Here is a 26,328-nt window from a genome sequence, read left to right on the forward strand (position 1 = left end):
CGGCAAGCGATGGCCGATCCTTCGGAGACCCCGCGCGACACGCTGGTGACCTTCCTGCCGCACCGGCTGAACCGCCAGCCGGTGGTCGTGCGCGGGCTGACCGCCGATGAGTTGTGGATCTGCGCCGGCCTGTCTGCCGCAGCCGGGTTCGCGCTCGGCCTGCCGCTGGCCTGGCTCACGCACAGCATCGCCATGGTGCCCACGCTGATCGTCGCCGGCATCGCGCTGGGCGTTTTCGTCGGCGGCGGCTTCCTGCGCGCGCAGAAGCGCGGTCGGCCCGACACCTGGCTGTACCGGCAGCTCCAGTGGCGGCTGGCCTTGCGGAATCCGGCGCTGGCAGCGCTCCTGGGCGGCCAGCGCCTCGTCACCCGCTCGGGCTACTGGACGACCCGGCGCAATGCCGATCGAGGTGCGCCATGAGTCGTTTCAAGAACGAGGTTGCGCATCTGCAGGCGCACGTGAAGACGCTGCGCTTGGGCGCCGGCGCGCTGTTCGCGGTGGCGCTGCTGCTCGGCTTCGGTTGGTGGAGTGCGCCGAAGAGTCTGACCATCCATGTGCCGCCGGACCTGCGCTCGGGCAGCACGCGCAAGTGGTGGGACGTGCCGCCCGAGAGCGTGTATGCCTTCTCGTTCTACATCTGGCAGCAGGTGCAGCGCTGGCCCACGAACGGCGAAGAAGACTATCCACGCAACCTGCGCGCGCTGTCGGCCTACCTGACACCGAGCTGCCGGGCCTTCCTGCAGCAGGACTACGAATACCGGCGCGCCAGTGGCGAGCTGCGTCGGCGCGTGCGCGGCATCTACGAGATTCCCGGCCGCGGCTACGGCGACGATCCGGCCACGCGCGTCAAGGTGGTTTCCGGCCGCGATTGGATCGTCACGCTGGACGTGAGCGCGGACGAATACTACGGCTCCGAGCAGGTCAAGCGCGCCCTGGTGCGCTACCCCATTAAGGTCGTCCGGCTGGACATCGATCCCGAGCGCAACCCCTTTGGCCTGGCGCTGGACTGCTACGCCGGCGCACCCCAGCGCATCGAACCGCCGCCGACGCCGACCCGGGCCGGTGCGCCCGCCAACGCATCCGGCCGCCTGCAGGGAGGCTCCCCATGAAATCCGTCGCCTCGTCGGCCCTGGCCGGCGTCCTGCTGATCCTCGGTTTCGTGCCGGCCAGCCAGGCCGTGGAAATCCTGCGCTGGGAACGCCTGCCGCTGGCGGTGCCGCTGGTGGTCGGCCAGGAGCGGGTGATCTTCATCGACCGCAACGTGCGTGTCGGCGTACCGGACAGCGCGGCCGCGCACCTGCGGGTGCAGAGCGCGGGCGGCGCGATCTACCTGCGGGCCAGCGAGCCGCTGCCGCCGACGCGACTGCAGTTGCAGGACGTGGAGTCCGGCGCGTTCATTCTCCTCGACATCGCCGCCGAACTAGCGCAGGACGGCCAGGCGCCACTGGAGCCGGTGCGCATCGTGGCAGCGGAAGCCCCCGCGAAGCGCTACGGCGGCAGTGCAGCAAGCGGTGCGGACGAGCGGGCCGATGGGCCCGCAGACGAATCCGTTCCCCGGCGCGAAACGCCGGTGCCGGTCGTGCTGACGCGTCATGCCGCACAGAACCTGTACGCGCCGCTGCGCACCGTCGAGCCGGTCGCCGGCATCGGGCGCGTGAACCTGCGCCGCGACCTCGCGCTGGACACCTTGCTGCCGACGCTGCCGGTGCACGCGCGGGCGCTGGCCGCGTGGCGCCTGGAAGACCAATGGGTGACGGCCGTGCGACTGACCAACACGGCCGCGCGCTGGCTCGACCTCGACCCGCGCGCCCTGCAGGGGAACTTCGTGGCGGCGACCTTCCAGCATCCGAACCTGGGGCCGGCCGGCACCCCGTCCGACACCACGGTGCTCTACCTGGTCACGCGCCGCCACGGCCTGGCCGAGTCCCTGCTGCCGGCGCTGAGCCCGATCGACGCCACCGTGAACCTGCCGCCGGCCGCCGCGGCCGGCTCGACTGGAGGAGCGCGCGATTGAAGAGTAATCCGCTGCTCAAGTGGCTGCTGATCCCGATGGCGCTGCTACTGGTGTTCGTCGGAATCAAACTGTTCTCCGGCGCCCCGGGCGGCCAGCCCGCCCCCAAGGGCGCGGCCGGTACGCTCACGCCCGAGGAGATGAAGGCCCTGGGCATCGCCGGCGACACGCCGCGCGATACCGTCGCCACGCTGGTGGCCCAGGTCAAGCAGCTGCGCACCGAGCTGCAGAGCGCGCTCGGCGACAACAGGCAGCACAAGGCCGAGAACGAGCGTCTGCGGGCGCGGGAAAGCGCGATCGACCAGCGCATCCAGAGCGCGCTGGAAGGCGAGCGCAACCGCCTGGAGCAAGAGCGCACCCAGGTGGCCAGCGACAGGCAGCAGACCCAGGGGCTACTGCAGGACTTGCAGCGGCAACTGGACGGCCTTGCCGGCAAGGGTGGCCCGTCCGACCTGCCCGTCGGCCTGGGGCTGGAAGAGGGCGACGGGCAGCGCCTCGACCGCGGCACCAGTGGCACGCAGTGGGTCGAGCCCGACGATGCCAAGGTCGACGCCACAAACGGCAGCAAGGAGCCGAGCTTTCCCCAGAGCTTCGTGCCGGCCCAGAAAAGCCTGTCGGCCGCAGTGGAATCCGTCGCCGACGTCGGCAGCAGCGCGGTGGGCGCATCCGCGCAGGCTGTCTACACCGTGCCGTCGAACTCGACGCTCATGGGGTCGATTGCCATGACGGCGCTGATCGGGCGCGTGCCGATCGACGGAACCGTAAACGACCCGTACCCGTTCAAGGTGCTGATCGGTCCGGACAACCTCACGGCCAACGGCATCGACATCCCCGACGTGGCCGGCGCCGTGGTCAGCGGCACGGCCTCTGGGGACTGGACGCTTTCGTGCGTGCGCGGGCAAATCCGTTCGGTCACTTTCGTGTTCCACGACGGCACCATCCGCACCGTGCCCGAGGACGGTAACCAGGACCAGCGCGGCGGGCAAGCCAGTGCCAACAGCACGACGACTGCCACGCCCGGCCTGGGCTGGATCAGCGATCCCTACGGCATTCCCTGCGTCAGCGGCGAGCGGCGCAGCAACGCGCAGCAGTACCTCGGCAGCCAGGCGCTGATCACCGCGGCCTGCGCGGGGCTGCGCCGGGCACTCGCCCGCACGCCGGCCCATCGCATCGACGCCGGCCTCGGCCAGGTCAATCTCGGCTATCACAGGCATCGCTACACGCAGCCCTGCGAGCTGCTGGACCCGTACCGCAACCTCGCCATCGCTGCGGAAATCCTGCGCGAACAGCACACGCCGGGCGAGGACTGGCTTCTTGCCATCGGCCGCTACCACCGGCCCGCCGGCGGGGCACCCGCGGCGCGCTACCGGCGCAGTGTGCATCGGCACCTGACCCACATGCTCGACACCAGCGTTCCCGTTCCAACCCTCCAGGCCGCTACGCCATGAACCACATCGTCCTCATCGCCGCCATCGGACTGCTGTCCACGACCATCGTCTTCGCCCAGACCGCCTCCGCGCCTCTGATCGTCGTCGAAGACCGCGGCGGCGACTCCGCGCTGCCGTACTACCGGCCGCTGAATCCCCAGCCGGACGACACCGCGCGGCCAGCCCCGCTGCCACGCCCGCGCGTGGGCAACTCGGCCGAGGCCGCGATGCTGCCAGTGCGCTCGGCGAACCTGTCGCCGGGTGACGTGCCGCACCGCGTGATCCGCGCGCCGGGCCTGACGCCGCTGTTCCTGGTCGGCGACGACGCACGCTCGCGCGCCTGGCTGCGGCAGCGCCACGCCACGCCGCGCTGCGCTGCGAGAGCTGGGCGCCGTGGGCCTGGTGGTCAACGTGGAGTCGATGGCGGCGCTGGTCGAGCTGCGCCACCTGGCGCCCGGCCTGACCCTCGCGCCGGCCTCCGGCGACGACCTGGCCCAGCGCCTGGACCTGCGCCACTACCCGGTGCTCATCACGTCCACCGGCATCGAGCAGTAGGTGCGCAAATGGCCCAGCCGCATGCGGTCGAGGTTCTGCTGCGGCCAGCGGTGGAGCTTTATACCGTGGCGGTTTGCACCGGCGCCGCGATTCTGTGCCTGGTGGCACCGTGGTCGCTCGCGCTGAACCCGCTGCTCGGCCTGGGCTCGGCGCTGGCCTTCCTGAGCTTCGGCGCGATTCGCCTGCGCGATGCCTGGGCGATCCTGCGCTATCGCCGCAACATCCGCCGCCTGCCGCGCTACGTGATGACCAGCCGCGACGTGCCCGTGAGTCAGCAACGGCTGTTCGTCGGCCGTGGCTTTCGCTGGGAGCAGCGGCACACGCACCGGCTGATGCAGACCTACCGGCCGGAGTTCCGCCGCTATGTCGAGCCGACGGCGATCTACCGCGCCGCCCGGCGGCTGGAGGAGCGGCTTGAGTTCGCGCCGTTTCCCGTCTCGAAGCTGGCGCGAGCGCTGGCCTGGGACAGCCCGCTCAACCCGGCGCGGCCGCTGCCGCCGCTCGGCGGACTGCCGCGCCTGCATGGCATCGAGCCGAACGAGGTCGACGTCACCCTGCCGCTGGGCGAGCGCGTCGGCCACACCCTGGTGCTGGGCACCACGCGCGTGGGCAAGACGCGGCTGGCCGAGCTGTTCATCACCCAGGACATCCGCCGCAAGGTCCGCGGCGAGCACGAGGCGGTGATCGTCTTCGACCCCAAGGGCGATGCCGACCTGCTCAAGCGCATGTACGTCGAGGCCAGGCGCGCCGGGCGCGAAGGCGAGTTCTACGTCTTCCATCTGGGCTGGCCCGACATCTCGGCGCGCTACAACGCCGTCGGCCGGTTCGGGCGGATCTCCGAGGTGGCCACGCGCATCGCCGGACAGCTCTCGGGCGAAGGCAACAGCGCCGCGTTCCGCGAATTCGCCTGGCGCTTCGTCAACATCATTGCCCGCGCCCTGGTCGAGCTGGGGCAGCGGCCGGACTACCTGCTGATCCAGCGCCACGTCATCAACATCGACGCGCTGTTCATCGAGTACGCCCAGCACTATTTCGCCAGGAACGAGCCGAAGGCCTGGGAGGTCATCGTCCAGCTCGAAGCGAAGCTGAACGACAAGAACATCCCGCGCAACATGATCGGGCGCGAGAAGCGCGTGGTGGCCCTCGAACAGTACCTGTCCCAGGTGCGCGTCTATGACCCGGTGCTCGACGGCCTGCGCAGCGCCGTGCGCTACGACCGGACGTACTTCGACAAGATCGTCGCTTCGCTGCTGCCGCTGCTGGAGAAGCTCACCACCGGCAAGATCGCGCAACTGCTCGCACCGAACTATTCCGACCTGTCCGACCCGCGGCCGATCTTCGACTGGATGCAGGTCATCCGCAAACGCGCGGTGGTCTACGTGGGGTTGGATGCGCTGTCCGACGCCGAAGTCGCGGCGGCGGTGGGCAACTCGATGTTCGGCGATCTGGTCTCGGTCGCCGGCCACATCTACAAGTTCGGCATCGACGACGGGCTGCCGGGCGTAGCGGCAGTCGCCAGGATCCCGATCAACGTCCACGCCGACGAATTCAATGAACTCATGGGCGACGAGTTCATCCCGATGGTCAACAAGGGCGGCGGTGCCGGCGTGCAGGTGACGGCCTACACGCAGACCTTGAGCGACATCGAGGCGCGCATCGGCAATCGTGCCAAGGCCGGCCAGGTGGTCGGCAACTTCAACAATCTGTTCATGCTGCGCGTGCGCGAGACCGCCACCGCCGAACTGCTGACGCGACAACTGCCCAAGGTCGAGGTGTACGCCACGGCACTGATGAGCGGCGCCACCGACAGCTCCGACCCGCACGGCAATACCGCGTTCACGTCCAACACCCAGGACCGCATCAGCAGCAACAGCGTGCCGTTGATCGAGCCGGCGCATGTGGTGGCGCTGACCAAGGGGCAGTGCTTCGCGCTGACCGAGGGCGGCAACCTCTGGAAAGTCCGCATGCCGCTGCCGGCACCCGACCCCGACGAAGCCATGCCGAAGGATCTGCAGGAGCTGGCCGGCTACATGCGACAGCACTACGTCGAGGCAGGCGACTGGTGGGAGAACCAGGGCATCCCCGGCCTGCAGGACGAGGCGCTGCCCGACGACCTGCTGGACGACTTCAGGCAGATGGTCGCCGCTGAAGAGGCCGAAGCATGAGCGATCCGGCCGTCGCGGCACAGCGCCAGCAGCAACGACAGCAGGGGCTGATCGCCGGCCTGGTCACGCTGCCGTTCCGCTTCTTCGGCGTGCTGTGCGGCGCGCTGCTGCTGTGCATCCTGATCGAATGCGTCGGCATGCACTTCTTCTGGCCCGATCAGGGCTGGCGCCACGCGCACGGCATGCTGCACTACGAGCTCGATCAGCTCTCCACGCATTTCACGCGCAGCGCGCTGGTGCAGGAGCCGGGGCGCACCGCGTACCGGCTGGTCGAACAGGGCTACGACTGGCTGTTCGTGAAAAGCGGCCTGCTGGACTGGATACGCGACGCCTCCGCGCAGGCCAGCGCCGGCAGCCACCGCCCGACCAAGGATTTCCGCTACTACATCGGCCTAGTCTACGTGAACGTGGAGAGCTACCTGATCGCGGCGGCCTACACGACGCTGGTCTTCCTCGTGCGGCTGCTGGTGCTGTGCCTGACCCTGCCGCTGTTCCTGATGGCCGCCTTCGTCGGCCTCGTGGACGGCCTGGTGCGCCGGGACATCCGCCGCTTCGGCGCGGGACGCGAGTCGGGGTTCATCTATCACCGCGCCAGGGCCAGCCTGATCCCGCTGGCCGTACTGCCGTGGGTGACTTACCTGGCACTGCCGGTCAGCGTGAACCCGCTGCTGATCCTGCTGCCCAGCGCCGCACTGCTCGGCGTGGCGGTGTGCATCGCTGCGGCGACGTTCAAGAAGTATCTGTAGGTGCGACACGTTAATTTTGATCAGCAGTTCCTTAACGGGCTGCAGTGTCCGGTTTGATAGGGATAAGTCCAGCCTTGCAAGAAGCGGATACAGGAGTGCAAAAAATGGCTATCTCTAGAAAGGCCTACCCCTTAGGCTTTATGCAACAGAAACAATAATAATGGAGTCATGACCATGACAATGCACCTGGGGCTCGACTATATAGATAGTCTCGTTGAAGAAGATGAGAACGAGGGCATCTACCGCTGCAAGCGCGAGATGTTCACCGACCCTCGGCTGTTCGATTTAGAGATGAAACACATCTTTGAGGGCAACTGGATTTATCTCGCCCACGAGAGCCAGATTCCCGAGAAGAACGACTATTACACCACGCAGATGGGCCGGCAGCCGATATTCATCACACGCAACAAAGATGGTGAGCTGAATGCCTTCGTCAATGCCTGCAGTCACCGCGGCGCCACGCTCTGTCGCTTTAGGAGTGGAAACAAGGCCACCCACACCTGCTCGTTCCACGGCTGGACCTTCAGCAATTCGGGCAAGCTGCTCAAGGTCAAAGACCCCAAGGGTGCCGGCTATCCGGACAGCTTCGACTGTGACGGCTCGCACGACCTGAAGAAAGTTGCGCGCTTTGCTTCCTACCGCGGATTTCTATTCGGCAGCCTGCGCGAGGACGTCGCCCCGTTGGAAGAGTTCCTCGGCGAGTCGAGGAAGGTCATCGACATGGTCGTCGACCAGTCGCCCGAAGGTCTGGAAGTGCTGCGCGGTTCCAGTACCTATGTTTACGAAGGCAACTGGAAAGTGCAGGTCGAGAACGGTGCCGACGGCTACCACGTCAGTACTGTTCACTGGAACTACGCCGCCACCCAGCAGCAGCGCAAGCTGAGAGAAGCGGGCGATGATATTCGCGCCATGAGCGCCAGTAGCTGGGGCGGGGATGGCGGCGGTTTCTACTCCTTTGAAAACGGCCACCAGATGGTCTGGGCACGCTGGGGTGACCCGAAAAACCGCCCGCTGTTCGCCGAGCGAGATCGCTTAGCCAGCGAGTTTGGTGAAGCCCGTGCCGACTGGATGATCGGCGTCTCCCGCAACCTCTGCCTCTACCCGAACCTCTACCTGATGGACCAGTTCGGCTCGCAGTTGCGTATCACCCGTCCGCTGTCGGTGGATAGAACCGAAATCACCATCTACTGCATCGCGCCCAAAGGCGAAAGCGCCGAGGCGCGTGCCCGCCGTGTCCGTCAGTACGAGGACTTCTTCAATGTCAGCGGCATGGCCACCCCGGACGACCTGGAGGAATTCCGCGCCTGCCAGGAGGGCTTCGCCGGCGGGGGGATGAACGACATGTCCCGTGGCGCCAAACACTGGATCGAGGGGCCGGACGAGGGCGCGAAGGAGATCGATCTGCATCCGAAGCTGAGCGGTGTCCGCTCGGAAGACGAAGGCCTGTTCGTCATGCAGCACAAGTACTGGCAACAGCAGATGATCAAGGCCGTCAAGGCAGAACAGGATCGGCTGATCCATGCGGAGGGCGTGTAAATGACTATCTCCTACGAAGCCGTGCGCGATTTCCTTTACCGCGAAGCACGCTACCTCGACGACAAGCAGTGGGAAAGCTGGCTGGAAATGTACGCGCCGGACGCCACTTTCTGGATGCCGGCCTGGGACGACCGCGACCAATTGACCGAAGACCCGCAGAGCCAGATCTCGCTGATTTGGTACGGCAATCGCAGTGGCCTAGAGGATCGGGTGTTCCGCATCAAGACCGAGCGTTCCAGTGCCACCATTCCGGACACCCGAACCAGCCACAACATCAGCAATTTGGAGTTGCTCGAGCAGTCCGATGGCGTCTGTAAGCTGCGCTACAACTGGCACACCATGAATTATCGGTACAAGACGGTGGACCACTTCTTTGGCACCAATTTCTGCACTCTCGACACATGCGGCGAGACCCCGCTGATTACGGCCAAGAAGGTCGTGCTGAAGAACGACTACATCCGCCAAGTTATCGATGTATACCACGTCTGAGGTGCCGCCATGACACACAAGGTTGCACTGAACTTCGAAGACGGCGTCACTCGTTTCATCGATGCTAATACTGGCGAGACTGTTGCTGATGCAGCCTACCGCCAAGGCATCAATTTACCCCTGGACTGCCGAGACGGTGCATGCGGCGCCTGCAAATGCTTCGCTGAGAGCGGCCGCTACAGCCTCGGCGAGGAGTATATCGAGGATGCACTTAGCGAAGCCGAAGCCGAGCAGGGCTACGTGCTGACCTGCCAGATGCGCGCCGAAAGCGACTGCGTGATTCGCGTTCCGGCCGCATCGGACGTCTGCAAGACCCAGCAGGCCGGCTATCAGGCAGCGATCAGCAACGTGCGTCAGCTGTCCGAGAGCACCATCGCGCTGTCTATCAAAAGCGCATCGCTGAACCAGTTGGCGTTCCTGCCAGGCCAGTACGTCAATCTGCAAGTGCCGGGCAGCGACCAGACCCGCGCCTATTCCTTCAGCTCGCTGCAAAAGGATGGCGAGGTCAGCTTCCTGATCCGCAACGTGCCGGGCGGGCTGATGAGCAGCTTCCTGACCAGCCTCGCCAAGGTCGGCGATAGCGTCAGTCTGGCTGGACCGCTGGGCGCGTTCTATCTGCGCGAGATCAAGCGGCCGCTGCTGTTGCTGGCGGGCGGTACCGGCCTAGCGCCGTTCACCGCGATGCTGGAGAAGATCGCCGAGCAGGGCGGCGAGCACCCGCTCCATCTGATCTACGGCGTCACCCATGACCACGACCTGGTTGAAATGGACAAGCTAGAGGCATTCGCCGCGCGCATTCCCAACTTCAGCTACAGCGCCTGCGTCGCCAGCCCAGACAGCGCCTATCCGCAAAAGGGCTATGTGACCCAGTACATCGAGCCCAAACACCTCAACGGCGGTGAGGTAGATATCTACCTTTGCGGTCCGCCACCGATGGTCGAGGCGGTCAGTCAGTACATCCGGGCACAGGGCATCCAGCCGGCCAATTTCTATTATGAGAAGTTCGCCGCCAGCGCCTAGAGGCTCCTTTGGTCCGCTTACTAGGTGAGCGGGCCTGTTTTATTCGGGCAGTAGGGCCCAGGTTCTCTGCGAACTTTCCCAAATTGCATCCGGGCTACACAACCGAGGTGGTTCATGAACAAACGTTTCCAGGGCAAGGTTGCCGTTATCACCGGCGCCGCCCAGGGCATCGGTCGCCGCGTGGCCGAACGGATGGCGGCCGAAGGCGGTCGGCTGCTGCTGGTCGACCGTTCCGAGCTAATACATGAGCTGGCCGACGAACTGGTCGGAGTCGCTGAGGTGCTGACCCTGACCGCCGACCTTGAGCAGTTCGCCGAGTGCCAACGGGTGATGGCGGCGGCGCTCGAGCGCTTCGGTCGTCTGGATATTCTGATCAACAACGTTGGCGGCACCATTTGGGCTAAGCCATTCGAGCATTACCAGGAACGCGAGATCGAGGCCGAAGTGCGGCGTTCACTGTTTCCTACCCTATGGTGCTGCCACGCCGCGCTGGCGCCCATGATCGAGCAGGGCAGTGGCGCCATCGTAAATGTTTCCTCCGTTGCCACGCGCGGGATCCATCGCGTGCCTTACGGCGCGGCGAAGGGTGGCGTTAACGCCCTTACCGCCTGTCTGGCCTTTGAAACCGCCGAGCGCGGCATCCGCGTCAACGCCACCGCACCGGGTGGCACCGAGGCGCCGCCACGGCGGATTCCGCGCAATAGCGCCGAGCCGAGTGAGCAGGAGAAGGTCTGGTACCAGCAGATCGTCGACCAGTCCCTCGACAGCAGCCTTATGAAACGCTACGGAAGCATTGACGAGCAGGTCGAGGCAATTCTGTTCCTTGCTTCTGACGCCGCCTCCTACATCACCGGTATAACTCTTCCGGTGGCAGGGGGAGACCTCGGCTGACCCTTATGTCTGGTTAAGAAGAGAAATCGACATGCGAAGAAGCAACGTACATAAGACCCCTGAGGCTCATTTTCGGGGTTATGGCGGCATCACCCAGAGCTGTTGGGGGATACTTCCGTCATGTTTAGTGTATCTGGGATGAATATGAACAGTGCCGGCTACGAGGTGTTCGAAGTGCTAAGCGGCCAGTCATTCCGCTGTGCGGAGGGCCAGTCGGTACTGCGCGCCATGGAAGCCCAGGGCAAGCGCTGCATACCGGTGGGCTGTCGCGGTGGCGGTTGCGGCCTTTGTAGAGTGCGGGTGCTCAGCGGAGCCTACCGGAGCGGACGCATGAGCCGCGGTCACGTGCCGGCCAAGGCCGCCGCCGAAGGCCTGGCCCTGGCCTGTCAAGTGTTTCCGCAAACCGACTTGACCATCGAGTACTTTCGCCACGTTGGCGGAAACAAACCTGACAACATGAACTATGAAGAGGTGACGTCATGAACAAAGGTGTAATGCGACCGGGCCATGTGCAGCTGCGTGTACTGGACATGAGCAAGGCCCTGGAACACTACGTCGAGTTGCTGGGCCTGATCGAGATGGACCGTGACGACCAGGGCCGTGTCTATCTGAAGGCTTGGACCGAAGTGGATAAGTTTTCCCTGGTGCTACGCGAGGCTGACGAGCCGGGCATGGATTTTATGGGTTTCAAGGTTGTGGATGAGGATGCTCTCCGGCAACTGGAGCGGGATCTGATGGCATATGGCTGTGCCGTTGAGCAGCTACCCGCAGGTGAACTGAACAGTTGTGGCCGGCGCGTGCGCTTCCAGGCCCCCTCCGGGCATCACTTCGAGTTGTATGCAGACAAGGAATATACTGGAAAGTGGGGTTTGAATGACGTCAATCCCGAGGCATGGCCGCGCGATCTGAAAGGTATGGCGGCTGTGCGTTTCGACCACGCCCTCATGTATGGCGACGAATTGCCGGCGACCTATGACCTGTTCACCAAGGTGCTCGGTTTCTATCTGGCCGAACAGGTGCTGGACGAAAATGGCACGCGCGTCGCCCAGTTTCTCAGTCTGTCGACCAAGGCCCACGACGTGGCCTTCATTCACCATCCGGAAAAAGGCCGCCTCCATCATGTGTCCTTCCACCTCGAAACCTGGGAAGACTTGCTTCGCGCCGCCGACCTGATCTCCATGACCGACACATCTATCGATATCGGCCCAACCCGCCACGGCCTCACTCACGGCAAGACCATCTACTTCTTCGACCCGTCCGGTAACCGCAACGAAGTGTTCTGCGGGGGAGATTACAACTACCCGGACCACAAACCGGTGACCTGGACCACCGACCAGCTGGGCAAGGCGATCTTTTACCACGACCGCATTCTCAACGAACGATTCATGACCGTGCTGACCTGATGGTCCGGTACGACTTATTGCAGAGATTGTGCAGATGAAAGAAATCAAGCATTTCATTAGCGGTGCCTTCGTCGGTTCGGCCAGCGGCAAGCTGTTCGACAATGTCAGCCCGGCCAACGGCCAGGTGATCGGCCGCGTCCACGAGGCCGGCCGCGCCGAGGTCGACGCCGCGGTCAGGGCGGCACGCGCTGCGCTGAAGGGACCCTGGGGGAAGATGACGGTGGCCGAGCGCGCTGAGATTCTGCATCGCGTGGCCGATGGCATCACGGCGCGCTTCGGCGAGTTTCTCGAGGCCGAATGCCTGGACACCGGCAAGCCGAAGTCGCTGGCCAGCCACATCGACATTCCGCGCGGCGCGGCCAATTTCAAGGTGTTCGCCGACCTGCTCAAGAATGTTGCCAATGAAGCCTTCGAGATGGCCACCCCGGACGGCGCCGGTGCACTCAACTACGGCGTGCGCCGGCCCAAGGGGGTGATCGGGGTGATCAGCCCGTGGAACCTGCCGCTGCTGCTGATGACCTGGAAAGTCGGCCCGGCCCTGGCCTGCGGCAACTGCGTGGTGGTCAAACCATCCGAGGAAACCCCGCTGACCGCCACCCTGCTCGGCGAGGTGATGCAGGCCGCCGGTGTGCCGGCCGGCGTGTACAACGTGGTGCACGGTTTCGGCGGCGATTCGGCCGGGGCCTTCCTCACCGAGCACCCGGACGTCGACGCCTACACCTTCACCGGCGAGACCGGCACCGGCGAAACCATCATGCGCGCCGCGGCCAAGGGCGTGCGCCAGGTGTCGCTGGAGCTGGGCGGCAAGAACGCCGGCATCGTCTTCGCCGACTGCGATATGGACAAGGCCATCGAGGGCACCCTGCGCTCGGCCTTCGCCAACTGCGGCCAGGTCTGCCTGGGCACCGAGCGGGTGTATGTCGAGCGGCCGATCTTCGACGCGTTCGTCGCCCGCCTGAAGGCCGGCGCCGAAGCGTTGAAGATCGGCGAACCGAACGATCCAGAGGCCAATTTCGGCCCGCTGATCAGCCATAAGCACCGTGAAAAAGTCCTCAGTTACTACCAGCAGGCAGTCGACGACGGCGCCACCGTTGTCACCGGCGGCGGCGTGCCGGAGATGCCGGCGCACCTGGCCGGCGGCGCCTGGGTGCAGCCGACTATCTGGACCGGCCTGGCCGACGATTCGGCGGTGGTCACCGAGGAAATCTTCGGCCCCTGCTGCCATATCCGCCCGTTCGACAGCGAGGAGGAAGCCATTGAACTGGCCAACAGCCTGCCTTACGGCCTGGCCTCGGCGATCTGGACCGAGAACGCTTCGCGCGCCCACCGCGTCGCCGGGCAGATTGAGGCCGGCATCGTCTGGGTCAACAGCTGGTTCCTGCGCGACCTGCGCACCGCCTTCGGCGGCAGCAAGCAGTCGGGCATCGGGCGCGAAGGGGGTGTGCACTCGCTGGAGTTCTACACCGAGCTGAAAAACATCTGTGTGAAACTTTGAGGACCTGGTCATGAACGCACCGCAGCAAAGCCCTGAAATCGGTCGCGAAATCCTCGCCGCCGGCTACCGCACCAACCTGCATGATCAGGGCGAAGGCTTCCCGGCTCTGCTGATCCACGGCTCCGGCCCCGGCGTCACCGCCTGGGCCAACTGGCGCGGGATCATTCCGCAGCTGGCGCAGACGCGCCGGGTGATCGCCCCGGACATGCTCGGCTTCGGCTACAGCGAACGTCCGGCCGATGGCAAGTACAGCCAGGCGCGCTGGGTCGAGCATGCCATCGGCGTGCTCGACGCCCTCGGCATCCAGCAGGCCGACATCGTCGGCAACTCGTTCGGCGGCGGGCTGGCACTGGCACTGGCCATCCGTCACCCCGAGCGTGTGCGCCGGCTGGTGCTGATGGGCAGCGTCGGTGTGTCTTTCCCCATCACCGCAGGACTGGAAACAGCCTGGGGCTACACGCCGTCGCTGGCCAACATGCGCAGGCTGCTCGATCTGTTCGCCCACGACCGCACCCTGGTCAACGACGAGCTGGCCGAGCTGCGCTACCAGGCCAGCATCCGCCCCGGCTTTCAGGAGTCGTTCGCCGCGATGTTCCCGCCGCCACGGCAGAACGGAGTCGACGATCTGGCCAGCAACGAGACCGATATCCGCGCCCTGCCCAACGAAACCCTGGTCATCCACGGCCGCGAGGATCGGATCATCCCGCTGCAGGCTTCGCTGACCCTCGCGCAGTGGATTCCCAACGCCCAGCTACACGTGTTCGGCCAGTGCGGCCACTGGACCCAGATCGAACACGCCGAGCGTTTCGCCCGCTTGGTCGAGAATTTCCTCGCCGAGGCCGACGCCCTCCATTCCTGAGAGAGACCGATATGGACAAGACATTGATCAACGAACTCGGCGACGAGCTCTACCAGGCGATGGTCCAGCGCGAGACCGTCACGCCGCTGACCAGCCGCGGCTTCGACATCAGCGTCGAGGACGCCTACCACATTTCCCTGCGCATGCTGGAACGGCGCCTGGCCGCCGGCGAGCGGGTGATCGGCAAGAAGATCGGCGTCACCAGCAAGGCCGTGCAGAACATGCTCGGCGTGCACCAGCCGGACTTCGGCTACCTCACCGATGCCATGGTCTACAACAGCGGCGAAGCCATGCCGATCAGCGAGAAGCTGATCCAGCCGCGCGCCGAGGGCGAGATCGCCTTCATCCTCAAGAAGGACCTGATGGGGCCGGGCGTGACCAACGCCGACGTGCTGGCTGCCACCGAATGCGTGATCCCCTGCTTCGAAGTGGTCGATTCGCGCATCCAGGACTGGAAGATCAAGATCCAGGACACCGTGGCGGACAACGCCTCCTGCGGGCTGTTCGTGCTCGGCGACCAGGCCGTCTCACCGCGCCAGGTCGATCTGGTCACCTGCGGCATGCTGGTCGAGAAGAACGGCCAGCTGCTCTCCACCGGCGCTGGAGCGGCTGCGCTCGGCTCGCCGGTCAATTGCGTCGCCTGGTTGGCCAACACCCTCGGCCACTTCGGCATCGGCCTGAAGGCCGGCGAAGTGATCCTGTCCGGCTCGCTGGTTCCGCTGGAACCGGTCAAGGCCGGTGATTTCATGCGCGTCGAGATCGGCGGCATCGGCAGCGCCTCCGTGCGCTTCATCTGATCGAGGACAGCCTGATGAACAAGAAACTGAAAGTAGCGATCATAGGCCCAGGCAACATCGGCACAGACCTGATGATCAAGGTGATGCGCAACGCACAGTACTTGGAAATGGGGGCCATGGTGGGTATCGACCCGGCCTCCGATGGCTTGGCCCGTGCTCAGCGCATGGGCGTGGCGACCACCCATGAAGGCGTCGAAGGGTTGATCAACCTGCCGGAATTCGCCGACATCGATTTTGTCTTCGATGCCACTAGCGCCTCCGCCCATGTGCAGAACGATGCCTTGCTGCGTCGTGCTAAACCCGGCATCCGCCTGATCGACCTGACCCCGGCGGCCATCGGCCCCTACTGCGTACCGGTAGTGAATCTGGAAGAGCACCTCGCCAAACTCAACGTCAACATGGTCACCTGCGGTGGCCAGGCCACCATCCCTATGGTCGCCGCGGTCTCGCGTGTGGCCAAGGTGCATTATGCCGAAATCGTCGCCTCGATCGCGTCGAAATCGGCTGGTCCCGGCACTCGCGCCAATATCGACGAGTTCACCGAGACCACCAGCAAGGCCATCGAAGTGATTGGCGGCGCCGCCAAGGGCAAGGCGATCATCGTCATGAACCCGGCCGAGCCGCCGCTGATCATGCGTGACACGGTGTTTGTACTGTCCGAAACCGTCGACCAGGCACAGGTCGAGGCCAGCGTAGAGGAGATGACCAGCGCCGTGCAGGCCTACGTGCCGGGCTATCGTCTCAAGCAGAAGGTGCAGTTCGACGTGATTCCCGAATCCGCGCCGCTGCATATCCCAGGCCTCGGCACATTCAGCGGTTTGAAGACCTCGATCTACCTCGAAGTCGAAGGTGCCGCCCACTATTTGCCGGCCTACGCCGGCAACCTCGACATCATGACCTCCGCCGCGCTGGCTACCGCCGAACGCATGGCGCAGTCGCTGCTGAACGCCTGAGGACCGAACCATGACCTTCAACCCCGGCAAGAAACTCTATATCTCCGACGTAACCCTGCGCGACGGCAGCCATGCGATTCGTCACCAGTACTCGATCCAGAATGTTCAGGACATCGCCCGCGCGCTGGACAAGGCCCGTGTCGACTCCATCGAAGTGACCCACGGTGATGGCCTGCAGGGCTCCAGCTTCAATTACGGTTTCGGTGCGCACAGCGACCTGGAGTGGATCGAGGCCGCCGCCGATGTGATCCAGCACGCCCGGGTCACAGTGCTGCTGGTACCCGGAATCGGCACCGTGCATGACCTGAAAGCCGCCTATGACGCCGGCGCCCGCTCGGTGCGCGTGGCCACACACTGCACCGAGGCGGATGTCTCGCGACAGCACATTGAGTATGCCCGTGAACTGGGCATGGACACCGTCGGCTTTCTAATGATGAGCCACATGATTCCGGCTGAGCAACTGGCAGCGCAAGGCAAGTTGATGGAGACCTACGGCGCACAGTGCATCTACATGGCCGATTCCGGTGGCGCGATGAACATGAACGACATCCGCGACCGCATGCGCGCTTTCAAGGCGGTGCTGAATCCGCAGACCCAGACCGGCATGCATGCGCACCACAACCTCAGCCTCGGCGTGGCCAATTCCATCATCGCGGTGGAAGAGGGCTGCGACCGCATCGACGCCTCGCTGGCTGGAATGGGCGCTGGCGCCGGCAACGCGCCGCTGGAGGTGTTCATCGCCGCCGCGGAGCGCCTCGGCTGGAACCATGGCACCGATCTCTACACGCTGATGGACGCCGCCGACGATATCGTCAGGCCGTTGCAGGACCGTCCGGTGAGAGTTGATCGCGAAACCCTCGGCCTGGGTTATGCCGGGGTCTACTCCAGCTTCCTGCGCCACGCCGAGGTGGCAGCCGCGAAGTATGGGCTGAAGACCCTGGACATCCTCGTAGAACTGGGCAGGCGCCGGATGGTCGGTGGCCAGGAAGACATGATCGTCGACGTCGCCCTCGATCTGCTGGCAGCCCGCAAGGAGCAACAGGCATGAATCGTACCCTCAACCGCGAGCAGGTGCTGGCACTGGCCGAGCACATCGAGAACGCCGAACTGCAGGCCCATGACATCCACAAGGTCACCAATGATTATCCGGAGATGACCTTTGCCGATGCCTACGACATCCAGTGGGAAATCCGCCGCCGCAAGGAGGAGCGCGGCAACAAGATCGTCGGCCTGAAGATGGGCCTGACCTCCTGGGCGAAGATGGCACAGATGGGCGTGGAGACGCCGATCTACGGCTTTCTCGCCGACTACTTCAGCGTGCCCGACGGTGGCGTGGTGGATTGCTCCAAGCTGATCCATCCGAAGATCGAGGCGGAAATCGCGGTGGTCACCAAGGCACCGCTGGTCGGGCCTGGTTGCCATATCGGCGACGTGATCGCCGCGGTCGACTACGTGATCCCCACCGTCGAGGTAATCGACTCGCGCTATGAGAACTTCAAGTTCGACCTGATCAGCGTGGTGGCCGACAACGCCTCGTCGACCCGCTATATCACTGGAGGCCGCATGGCCAATCTCGAGGATGTCGACCTGCGCACCCTTGGCGTGGTGATGGAGAAGAACGGCGAGGTGGTGGAACTCGGTGCCGGTGCCGCGGTGCTCGGCCATCCGCTGTCCAGCGTGGCGATGCTCGCCAACCTGCTGGCCGAGCGCGGCGAGCACATACCGGCCGGCACCTTCATCATGACCGGCGGCATCACCGCCGCCGTCGCAGTAGCGCCGGGCGACAACATCACCGTGCGCTACCAGGGGCTTGGCAGCGTCTCCGCGCGCTTCGTCTGAGCCATCCGGCCGCCCTGCCCGGGCGGCCTCTTCTTCAGGAGGCACACCATGCCTATTGCCCAGATCCACATCCTTGAAGGCCGCAGCGACGAGCAGAAGGAAACCCTCATTCGGGAAGTCAGCGAGGCCATCTCGCGCTCCCTGGATGCGCCGCTGACCAGCGTGCGAGTGATTATCACGGAGATGGCCAAGGGCCACTTCGGCATCGGCGGCGAACTGGCCAGCAAGGTCAGACGCTGAAGTGGAGATGCCCAAGGGCACTTCGGGTCGAGGAACCCGACCTGCATTGGGACGCGGCCACGGAGAGCGCGGGCAAACGCCGGCACTATAGCCAGTGGAGTTTGTAAAACGCTATTTCAGAGCTTGGAGAGTGTCTAAGAAAGCCGGGGCGATGCCAACCCATCCCTTCTTCGGCTACGTTCGTAATCAAGCCACTTCCTTTTTGCATTGACGCAGGGTGTCGGAAGGCAACTCGCCGAACGCGCTCCTATAGTTTTCAGCGAAGCGTCCCAAATGTAAGAAGCCGTAGTCTAGGGCTATCTCAGTTATACTACGCACATTGGCACTGGGATCGTTCAAGCAGGCGCGGATGCTTTCGAGCTTGCGGTTGCGGATGTAGTTCTTCGGCGTGGTGCCGGCATGCTTCTCGAACAAATTGTAGAGCGAGCGTGGACTCATCATCGCCAGCTCCGCTAACCGCTCAAGGCTGATATTCCGTTTGAGATTCTCCTCAATGAATTGAACGACTCGCTCGAAAGACGGGTTACCTTTGCTGAAAATTTCACGGCTGACATTGCTGCCCAGCATTTCGAGCAGCTTGGAAGCGATGATCCCCGCATAGTGCTCTTGGACCCGAGGCATCGACTTTGTATGTTCCGCTTCGTCACAAACTAACCCGAGTAGATTGATAAAGCCATCGAGTTGCTGGAGATTGTGTCGCGCGGCGAAACGGATACCCTCCCTCGGCTTGTGCCAATTGTTGTCACTGCATGCCCGATCAAGGACCACTGAGGGCAATTTAACGATAAATTTCTCGCAATCTTCTGAATAGGTCAGGTCGGCTTGGTCATCCGGATTGAGCAGCAATAGTTCGCCCGGCGCAAAATAGTGCTCCTGGCCATGGCCACGCCACAGGCAATGGCCTTTGAGTATTATTTGCAGATGATAACAGGTCTCTAATCCAGGCGAGATTACCCTCACGCTACCGCCGTAGCTGATTCGACACAGGTCGAGGCATCCGAAGATTCTGTGGTGCAGCCTGCCTGCCGGGCGCCCGCCCTTGGGCAGGCGAATAGAGTGCGTACCGACATACTGGTTAACATAATCGGAGACTGCATAGGGCTCGGCGTGGACGAAGATCTGACTTTTCTCGTTCAATAAGCAAAAATCCATAGTTCACGGTTCTCTTATTTTAATGTGGGCTGCTTGGTGTGATGTAGAAAGGCGCCAAGTCGATGAAAATGCATCTCGACGTGATGCGTATACGGGTTACCCCCATTGCCACGTTGCGCCATCCTTTTTGCAATCAGTGACCACTTTTCCAAGCAAAAATAACGCCAAGCAGAACGAAGACGTTCTTTTTAAGAAGCGAGAACACCAGAAGTTCGTGCTGTCGGGGCATGCGGCGACGAATTGGCGGATAAAGGGGATCTGCGTTGAGGTGGATTTCAGTTAATCAATTGGTTAATCTTTCAGGACCACCTAAGCAAATGCTAAAGTGGCAGATGGAATGCTGAGCCGGCAAGCACAGGCCTTGACGTTGCAAGGTAGTCATGACCGCAGTGAGCCTCTGATGTTCCGCCGGGTGGATCATCCCGATAAAAACAAGAGGAAAACAAATGTCGCTTACATACAAACCCAAGATGCAGCATGAGGATATGCAAGACCTTAGCAGCCAGATCCGTTTCGTTGCCGCCGAAGGCAAGATCTGGTTGGGAGAGCAGCGCATGCTGCTAATGCAGCTATCTACGCTGGCCAGCTTCCGTCGCGAAATTATCAGCTTGATCGGCGTCGAGCGGGCCAAGGGTTTCTTCCTGCGGTTGGGCTATCAGTCCGGCCTGATGGATGCCGAGCTGGCACGCAAGCTGCGGCCGGCCATGCGCGAGGAGGAGGTGTTCCTGGCTGGGCCTCAATTGTATGCGCTCAAGGGGATGGTCAAAGTACGCTTGCTGACAATGGATATCGCCATCCGGGACGGACGTTTCAACGTGGAGGCCGAGTGGATTGATTCCTTTGAAGTGGATATCTGCCGAACTGAGCTGGGCCTGATGAATGAGCCCGTCTGCTGGACGGTGCTAGGCTATGCTAGCGGCTATGGTTCGGCATTCATGGGCCGCAGAATCATTTTCCAGGAAACTAGCTGTCGCGGGTGCGGTGACGATAAATGCCTTATCGTCGGCAAGACCGCAGAAGAGTGGGGCGATGTCAGCAGTTTCGAAGCCTACTTCAAAAGCGACCCGATCGTAGACGAGCGCTACGAGCTGCAGACCCAGGTTGCCAACCTGCGCAACCGCCTGAAGCAGTACGATGGGCAGTATTACGGCATTGGCCATTCGCCAGCCTACAAGCGCATCTGTGAGACCATCGACAAGGCTGCACGCGGCAGGGTTTCGGTCCTGCTACTGGGTGAGACTGGGGTGGGCAAGGAGGTAATCGCGCGCAGCGTGCATTTGCGCAGTGAGCGCGCAGAGCAACCCTTCGTCGCGGTGAACTGTGCGGCAATTCCGCCGGATCTGATCGAGTCGGAACTGTTTGGTGTCGATAAGGGCGCCTATACGGGCGCGGTCAATGCACGCGCTGGACGTTTTGAACGGGCCAACGGCGGCACCATCTTTCTTGATGAGGTGATCGAATTGACGCCGAGGGCCCAGGCCACCCTGCTACGGGTATTGCAGGAAGGAGAGCTAGAGCGGGTCGGCGGCGACCGCACGCGAAAGGTCGACGTGAGGTTAATCACCGCAACAAACGAGAACCTGGAAGAGGCGGTCAAGATGGGGCGCTTTCGCGCAGACCTGTTCTTTCGGCTGAATGTTTTTCCCGTGCATATCCCGCCGTTGCGCGAGCGCGTGGAAGATATCCCGCTGCTGGTCGAGCATTTTCTTAGAAGGCACCATAAGGAATACGGTAAGAAGACTCTTGGCCTGTCTGATCGAGCGATGGAGGCCTGCCTCCACTACCAATGGCCAGGCAATATCCGCGAGCTGGAGAACGCCCTTGAGCGCGGGGTGATTCTTACCGAGAGCAACGAAAGCATCAATGTCGAGTCGCTGTTCCCGGGGTTGGCGACGGCTACCGAAGGCGACAGGCTATCGAGCGAGGGCCGGTTGGAGGAGGAGTCCGGTGACAGTTGGTTTAGGCAAATTATCGACCAGGGCGTCAGCCTCGAAGATCTCGAAGCGGGTTTAATGCGCACGGCCATGGACCGTTGTGGGCAGAATATCTCACAGGCGGCGCGGTTGCTGGGATTGACCCGCCCGGCAATGGCCTATCGACTTAAGAAGCTTGACCCCAGCTTATCTGTGAAAGCAATGGGCCGATAGCTGCTTTGCGCCAGGTTTGGGCCTTTCTAAGGTCCTTCGCGGATTCTGGGGAAAGAGCGAGTTGACAGGCAGGGGAGTGGGTAAATTGGCAGTCGCTCAACATCCCAACCTCCACACCCTGCTGTCGCCGTGCATCCTATTGATCTTGCCGCTTTCTGGCCAGGCTACGACGTCGTCGCCTCTCGCCCCAGGTTGTGTGAAAACGGGCTGGATGCAGTTAACTGAACGCTATGCAAACAGATTCCATCTCTACCAACGCATTTTCACAAGCACCTACGAGATCTCGCACGCAGTAAAGTCTCCATCCCTTACCCGATCCCCACTTGGCAGCGACCGTTTCAAGCGAAAACTCTTCCTCCAGCGTTGCCCGAGCCCAATCATCGTGCCCGATCTCAGCGATCAGTTGCGCCTGGTAGACCCGTAAAAATGGAAGCAAGCTTTTCGCTTGTTCTACATCTATGAGGACAAAGTCTGCTGTATCGAGTTGCTGTTTAACATTCTCGACCAGTTCGTGAGCCTGCAATGGGAGTGCATCTAACACTGCCTCCAAGGCTGATCCCGATTTGTCGGCACTTTGGAACGTACCGCAAATGATGTTCCCTCCTGCCATATCCTTTTCCCTGTCGTGACTTCGCAGCCTAGATTAGGCACCTCGCGATCAAGTGTCTATCGTCAACTCTTCGCTAATTTATGCCCGTCGTGAGCGACCCATTGGTCCCAGGCTTGGTGAAAAACTCCCCAGATTGTCTAACCTTCTGATCGTCGAGATCGTATCGAGGGCGATCATGAAGCGATTCATTGAGGGTGAGACTCGGACGCAGGTGACGCTTGAATCGCCCCGGATTTCCTAGACACTTTCCAGGCTCAGTAAATGTTGCCTTTCAAACTCTACCGGTGACAGCTGGTTGTTGAAACCGTGTCGGCGTTTTGGGTTGTAAAACATCTCGATGTAGTCGAACACGTCAGCGCGAGCATCCTGCCTAGTGCTGTAGATCTTTCGCCTAATCCGTTCCCGCTTCAGCAGTTGGAAAAAACTTTCCGCTACCGCGTTGTCATGGCTGTTACCACGCCGACTCATGCTACCAAGCAAGTTATTGGCTTTCAGGAAGCTCTGCCAGTCACCGCTGCTGAATTGGCTACCTTGGTCGGAGTGAATCATCACCTCCTGCTTTGGCTTGCGGCGCCAAACGGCCATCAGTAAGGCATCAATAGCCAGGTCGCTGGTCATCTGCGGCTTCATTGACCAACCGATTACCTGCCGCGAGAACAGATCGAGCACCACCGCCAAATACAACCAGCCCTCATAAGTACGGATGTAGGTGATGTCCGTGACCCATACCTTGTTGGGTTCGGTGACATTGAACCGACGCTCCAGATGATTCGGTGAGGCCGCTGGAGGCTTACCGCCATAGCGGCCCGGTCGACGACGATACCCTGTCTGTGAGCGCAGCCCTTCCAGACGCATCAGTCGAGCAACACGATGCTTGCCGCATGCTTCTCCAAGCTCACGCAGGTCGTCGTGGATTTTGCGGTAGCCGTAGACGCCACCGCTCTCTAGCCACGAGTGCTTGATCAGGCCAAGCAGACGTTGGTCTTCCTTGGCTCGTGCCGACTTCGGTTCAGCCAGCCAGGCGTAGTAACCGCTGGCATGTACTTTCAGGGTCAGGCAAAGGCGGCGAACGGAATAGTCTGCGGATAGCTGACTGATGAGGGCGTACTTCAGCCGCACTCCTTGGCAAAGTACGCGGCGGCCTTTTTTAGGATGTCTCGCTCTTCAGTCACGCGCTTGAGTTCGGCACGCAGACGACGCAGCTCAGCTTGCTGGTCGTCTTCTTGCACGCGTTGCTTTTCGGGTTTGCTGTAGCGCTTAACCCAGGCATACAGGCTGTGGGTCGACATGCCCAAACGAGACGCTACCTCAGCCACCGGCAGACCTCGTTCGGTCACCTGCCTGACTGCTTCGATTTTGAATTCTTCGGGATAACGCGGATTGCTCATGGCACCTCCTAGTGGGCCGTATTATGAGGCCAGGAGGTGTCTACGAAACTAGGGACGATTCAAGTCGACGCGATGCAGGTTCGACTAGAGCATGATCCAGAGATGATGAGGGTTCGTCGACAGACCGTTGAACACCCTTTTGGAACGCTCAAGCACTGGATGGGAAGTACCCACTTCCTGACCAAAACCCTGCCGAGGGTGAGCACTGAGATGAGTCTTCATGTGCTCGCCTACAACCTCAAACGAATGATGAGCATCTTCGGTATCGCAGGACTGCTGGAGGCGATCAGGGCCTGAATCCGGTTGCTTGGCTCGCCCGTTAGTAGCCGTTTTGGGCCGCTGACGCGGCCCAAACGGCATCACGAACGTCTATATAGCTGCCTAAGGTAATTCGCGCTTCCGCCCACTGAGTCCACAGGCAACCCTCGCGACTAACTGTTTTTGACATATTTAGCGCGTTTTCACACAGCCTGGCCCCGTAGCTGAAAATACCCTGCTGATCGAGCTCGACCCCAGGCCACGCGAGTGCCCCGGTGTGGGCGCTGTCTAGAGCCCTGTCCGTTGATTCACGAACGGCGTCTACGCCACGTGCGTGACCGCGACCTGCTGGATCAGCGGGTGCTGCTCCAATTCAATTGCCCGTGCGTCGCGTCGACTGCCTGCGTTGTTGTGGGCGGGTTACCGAACGGATCCATTGGCTGGAGCCGGCTTCCCGCCTGACTCGACGTTTGCAAGCCTGGCTCGAGGGCTTGTTGCGGATACTGCCCATGAGCCACGTCAGCAAATTCACCGGCCTGCATTGGCACACCCTCAAGGCCCTCGACAAACTCCGCCTGGAAGCGGAGGCAGGCGGCATCGAGCCGGGCGACGTCCGGCGCCTGGGGATGGACGAGTTCTCCCTGGACAAGCGCCATCGCTACGCCACGGTGATCATGGATGCGGAGCGAACACGCGTGCTGTGGGTCGGCCACGGCACCAGTCGCCAGGCGATTCGCCCATTCTTCGAGTGGCCCGGTGAGCATTGCCAGCACATCGAGGCGGTCGCCATGGACATGAACACCGCTTTCGACCTGGAAGTGAAGCGGCACTGCCCTCAAGCCGAAGTGGTGTACGACCTGTTCCATGTGGTGGCGCGCTATGGTCGTGAGGTGATCGACCGTATCCTCGTCGACCAGGCCAACCTCCTGCGCGATGACAAACCAGCGCGCAAGGTGGTCAAGCGCAGCCGCTGGCTGCTCCTCAAGGACGGCCAAGCCGTGCAGTTGCAGGAGTTGCTCGCCGCCAACCAGCCGTTGGCTACGGTCTATCTGCTCAAGGACGCACTGAAGGGCACCTCGAATAACGCGAGGTTTTCAGTGAATCCGACCGCCAAATGATGGCCATGATCGAATTCGGTTCGATTTCTGCGGCGAATCACCGCTTTCTGGGCGGTGTCGCCCCGTTTTTCTTCCGAATCGCCCTCTGCAGCGGCGATTCGGCCCACTCCGGGCGTCAGAAGGCCTTGATTCCCGCCTTCTGGAAGTACACCAGCCGCTTCAAGTTGTAGCAGGCCGCCATCATCGTCATCGCAAAGTTCGCGCGCCCCTGTCCGATGGTACGGATCAACTTGCCGCCCATCTGCTCGATGCTCGCGAACACGTGCTCCACTCGGGCACGCGTCTTGGCGATGCGGTGGTTGCGCCGTTGCTGACACTCGGAAAGGGGCTTGTTGCGGTACCCCTTCCTCTGGATCTGATTACGATAGCCGTGATCCTTGAGCCAGCCCTCCCGGTCTGCGCTGGTGTGGCCTCGGTCCGCATAGACATCGCGGCTCGTGTTGCTCCGGTCGATGAGCGCATCGAAGTGCTTGCTGTCATGGACGCTGGCCGTATCAGTCTCGAATTTGCGGATGATCTTGTACTTCTTGTCCACGTTGACCGAGAGCTTGTAGCCGAAGTGGTTCTTGCCGTGCTTCTGCGTCCAGGTGGCATCCGTATCCTTCTGGCGCCGTTTGGCTGGCTTCCAGTTAGCCGGCATCGCGCCTTCCCTGACCAGCTTGTTCTCCTCACGGCTGTTACGTTGCTTGGGAGCAGGCACCAGCGTGGCATCGACGATTTGGCCGCCGCGGGCGATGAATCCGTGCCGGAGCAGTTGGGCCGTGACACCGTCGAACAGGACCTTCGCGCCGGCGTCGCCGATGCGGTTCTCGAACGTCCACACGGTCGTTCGATCCGGAATATTGACCGCGCTGGCCAACCCGCAGAATCGCTTGTAGCTCATCCGGTCAAGCAACTGGTACTCCATCTGTTCATCCGACAGGTTGTACAGCCGCTTGAGCACCAGAATCCGCACCATCGTCTCCGTCGGATACGGCGGGCGACCGCCTTGAGGGCTGACAGGGCGCGGCGCTACCCGATCGACTTCCGCCGCAAGTGCCGCGAAATCGATGTACGACTCGATCTGGGCCAGCGGATCTCCAAGCGTGTCGATCTTCTTCCGATGATGTTCGTCAGCGAACAGGTCCGTCTTGATGGCAGTGCGCTTCTTCATGGCTGGTGTCAGAGAACGAAATCAGGACAACGCAATTTTACCAATCGCAGGGGGCCGAGGTTTTTCGAGGTGCCCT

The 26,328-nt window shown here is 62.4% G+C and carries 23 protein-coding genes and 4 pseudogenes; 23 read left to right on the top strand and 4 right to left on the bottom strand.

The window, feature by feature from the left end; genetic code table 11:
- Positions 1-9: 9 nt before the first annotated feature.
- From ACTJJN_RS25345 to ACTJJN_RS25440, 20 genes and pseudogenes are all read left to right on the top strand, one after another.
- Positions 10-420 (top strand): TIGR03750 family conjugal transfer protein, encoded by a 411-nt coding sequence (locus ACTJJN_RS25345; protein ID WP_045633950.1) that lies wholly within the window; start codon positions 10-12, stop codon positions 418-420.
- Positions 417-1,109 carry a PFL_4703 family integrating conjugative element protein gene (locus ACTJJN_RS25350; RefSeq protein WP_095159412.1) on the top strand — a complete coding sequence of 231 codons (693 nt, stop codon included), beginning with the start codon at positions 417-419 and terminating at the stop codon, positions 1,107-1,109. The genes ACTJJN_RS25345 and ACTJJN_RS25350 overlap by 4 nt, the downstream gene beginning before the upstream one ends.
- Positions 1,106-2,014: a TIGR03749 family integrating conjugative element protein gene (locus ACTJJN_RS25355; RefSeq protein ID WP_011005918.1), complete on the top strand. Its 909-nt coding sequence runs from the start codon at positions 1,106-1,108 to the stop codon at positions 2,012-2,014. The genes ACTJJN_RS25350 and ACTJJN_RS25355 overlap by 4 nt, the downstream gene beginning before the upstream one ends.
- A pseudogene (locus tag ACTJJN_RS25360) lies at positions 2,011-3,144 on the top strand (TIGR03752 family integrating conjugative element protein); the annotation flags it as partial. The gene ACTJJN_RS25355 and the pseudogene ACTJJN_RS25360, both read left to right, overlap by 4 nt.
- Before the next feature lie 311 nt (positions 3,145-3,455).
- Positions 3,456-3,993 (top strand): annotated as a pseudogene (locus ACTJJN_RS25365) (integrating conjugative element protein).
- An 8-nt stretch (positions 3,994-4,001) separates the two neighbouring features.
- On the top strand, positions 4,002-6,158 hold the full coding sequence (gene traD, locus ACTJJN_RS25370; RefSeq protein ID WP_011005916.1) for a type IV conjugative transfer system coupling protein TraD: 2,157 nt from the start codon (positions 4,002-4,004) through the stop codon (positions 6,156-6,158).
- Positions 6,155-6,904, top strand: coding sequence for a TIGR03747 family integrating conjugative element membrane protein (locus ACTJJN_RS25375; protein WP_134637673.1), 750 nt, complete (start codon positions 6,155-6,157; stop codon positions 6,902-6,904). Before traD ends, ACTJJN_RS25375 begins: the two co-directional genes overlap by 4 nt.
- 180 nt (positions 6,905-7,084) lie before the next feature.
- Complete coding sequence (benA, locus tag ACTJJN_RS25380) at positions 7,085-8,440, top strand: benzoate 1,2-dioxygenase large subunit (protein ID WP_138868026.1); 1,356 nt, start codon at positions 7,085-7,087, stop codon at positions 8,438-8,440.
- Positions 8,441-8,929 carry a benzoate 1,2-dioxygenase small subunit gene (gene benB, locus ACTJJN_RS25385; RefSeq protein WP_011005913.1) on the top strand — a complete coding sequence of 163 codons (489 nt, stop codon included), beginning with the start codon at positions 8,441-8,443 and terminating at the stop codon, positions 8,927-8,929.
- 9 nt (positions 8,930-8,938) lie between these two features.
- Positions 8,939-9,949: a benzoate 1,2-dioxygenase electron transfer component BenC gene (gene benC, locus ACTJJN_RS25390; RefSeq protein WP_138868024.1), complete on the top strand. Its 1,011-nt coding sequence runs from the start codon at positions 8,939-8,941 to the stop codon at positions 9,947-9,949.
- Between the two features lie 114 nt (positions 9,950-10,063).
- Positions 10,064-10,840, top strand: coding sequence for a 1,6-dihydroxycyclohexa-2,4-diene-1-carboxylate dehydrogenase (locus ACTJJN_RS25395; RefSeq protein ID WP_045633697.1), 777 nt, complete (start codon positions 10,064-10,066; stop codon positions 10,838-10,840).
- 144 nt (positions 10,841-10,984) lie between these two features.
- The gene (locus ACTJJN_RS25400; RefSeq protein WP_052258346.1) at positions 10,985-11,323 is read left to right on the top strand and encodes a 2Fe-2S iron-sulfur cluster binding domain-containing protein; all 339 of its coding nucleotides are present in this window, start codon (positions 10,985-10,987) and stop codon (positions 11,321-11,323) included.
- A complete protein-coding gene (locus ACTJJN_RS25405; RefSeq protein ID WP_011005909.1) occupies positions 11,320-12,243 on the top strand; it encodes a catechol 2,3-dioxygenase in 924 nt (307 codons plus the stop codon). The genes ACTJJN_RS25400 and ACTJJN_RS25405 overlap by 4 nt, the downstream gene beginning before the upstream one ends.
- A gap of 34 nt (positions 12,244-12,277) precedes the next feature.
- Positions 12,278-13,738 (top strand): 2-hydroxymuconic semialdehyde dehydrogenase, encoded by a 1,461-nt coding sequence (locus ACTJJN_RS25410; RefSeq protein ID WP_064481766.1) that lies wholly within the window; start codon positions 12,278-12,280, stop codon positions 13,736-13,738.
- A 10-nt stretch (positions 13,739-13,748) separates the two neighbouring features.
- Positions 13,749-14,597, top strand: coding sequence for an alpha/beta fold hydrolase (locus tag ACTJJN_RS25415; RefSeq protein ID WP_045633701.1), 849 nt, complete (start codon positions 13,749-13,751; stop codon positions 14,595-14,597).
- Between the two features lie 11 nt (positions 14,598-14,608).
- Positions 14,609-15,394 carry a 2-oxopent-4-enoate hydratase gene (gene dmpE / locus ACTJJN_RS25420; RefSeq protein WP_045633702.1) on the top strand — a complete coding sequence of 262 codons (786 nt, stop codon included), beginning with the start codon at positions 14,609-14,611 and terminating at the stop codon, positions 15,392-15,394.
- Positions 15,395-15,408: 14 nt separating this feature from the next.
- Entirely contained in the window at positions 15,409-16,347 is a 939-nt protein-coding gene (locus ACTJJN_RS25425) for an acetaldehyde dehydrogenase (acetylating) (protein WP_095159414.1), read from the top strand.
- 10 nt (positions 16,348-16,357) lie between these two features.
- Complete coding sequence (gene dmpG, locus ACTJJN_RS25430) at positions 16,358-17,395, top strand: 4-hydroxy-2-oxovalerate aldolase (RefSeq protein WP_011005904.1); 1,038 nt, start codon at positions 16,358-16,360, stop codon at positions 17,393-17,395.
- Positions 17,392-18,186, top strand: coding sequence for a 2-oxo-3-hexenedioate decarboxylase (dmpH, locus tag ACTJJN_RS25435; RefSeq protein ID WP_095159415.1), 795 nt, complete (start codon positions 17,392-17,394; stop codon positions 18,184-18,186). The genes dmpG and dmpH overlap by 4 nt, the downstream gene beginning before the upstream one ends.
- 48 nt (positions 18,187-18,234) lie before the next feature.
- A complete protein-coding gene (locus tag ACTJJN_RS25440; RefSeq protein ID WP_011005902.1) occupies positions 18,235-18,426 on the top strand; it encodes a 2-hydroxymuconate tautomerase in 192 nt (63 codons plus the stop codon).
- Between the two features lie 186 nt (positions 18,427-18,612).
- On the opposite strand, the gene xylS is transcribed toward ACTJJN_RS25440, so the two are convergent.
- Positions 18,613-19,578 (bottom strand): XylDLEGF operon transcriptional activator XylS, encoded by a 966-nt coding sequence (xylS, locus tag ACTJJN_RS25445; protein ID WP_011005901.1) that lies wholly within the window; start codon positions 19,576-19,578, stop codon positions 18,613-18,615.
- A gap of 446 nt (positions 19,579-20,024) precedes the next feature.
- On the opposite strand from xylS, the gene ACTJJN_RS25450 reads away from it, so the two are divergent.
- Positions 20,025-21,725, top strand: coding sequence for a sigma-54-dependent Fis family transcriptional regulator (locus ACTJJN_RS25450; RefSeq protein WP_095159416.1), 1,701 nt, complete (start codon positions 20,025-20,027; stop codon positions 21,723-21,725).
- Positions 21,726-21,942: 217 nt separating this feature from the next.
- Here the strand turns inward: ACTJJN_RS25450 and ACTJJN_RS25455 are convergent, their stop codons facing one another.
- Together ACTJJN_RS25455 and ACTJJN_RS25460 are read right to left on the bottom strand one after the other, a co-directional pair.
- The gene (locus tag ACTJJN_RS25455; protein ID WP_011005898.1) at positions 21,943-22,335 is read right to left on the bottom strand and encodes a hypothetical protein; all 393 of its coding nucleotides are present in this window, start codon (positions 22,333-22,335) and stop codon (positions 21,943-21,945) included.
- 237 nt (positions 22,336-22,572) lie between these two features.
- Positions 22,573-23,723 (bottom strand): IS3 family transposase gene (locus ACTJJN_RS25460; RefSeq protein ID WP_134637449.1). Its coding sequence is split into 2 segments (ribosomal slippage): positions 22,573-23,480 and positions 23,480-23,723, totalling 1,152 coding nucleotides; the frame shifts between segments, so codons are not numbered across the junction.
- Between the two features lie 63 nt (positions 23,724-23,786).
- Between ACTJJN_RS25460 and ACTJJN_RS25465 the strand changes: the two are divergent.
- Together ACTJJN_RS25465 and ACTJJN_RS25470 are read left to right on the top strand one after the other, a co-directional pair.
- Positions 23,787-24,020 (top strand): annotated as a pseudogene (locus ACTJJN_RS25465) (transposase); the annotation flags it as partial.
- Positions 24,021-24,233: 213 nt separating this feature from the next.
- Positions 24,234-25,054: pseudogene (locus tag ACTJJN_RS25470) on the top strand (ISL3 family transposase); the annotation flags it as partial.
- Between the two features lie 160 nt (positions 25,055-25,214).
- Here ACTJJN_RS25470 and ACTJJN_RS25475 read toward each other — a convergent pair.
- Positions 25,215-26,252, bottom strand: a complete 1,038-nt coding sequence (locus tag ACTJJN_RS25475; protein WP_023082810.1) for an IS5 family transposase — start codon at positions 26,250-26,252, stop codon at positions 25,215-25,217.
- Positions 26,253-26,328: the final 76 nt, after the last annotated feature.

The organism is Pseudomonas sp. 22515, assembly GCF_052044625.1.
Taxonomy (GTDB): domain Bacteria; phylum Pseudomonadota; class Gammaproteobacteria; order Pseudomonadales; family Pseudomonadaceae; genus Aquipseudomonas; species Aquipseudomonas alloputida.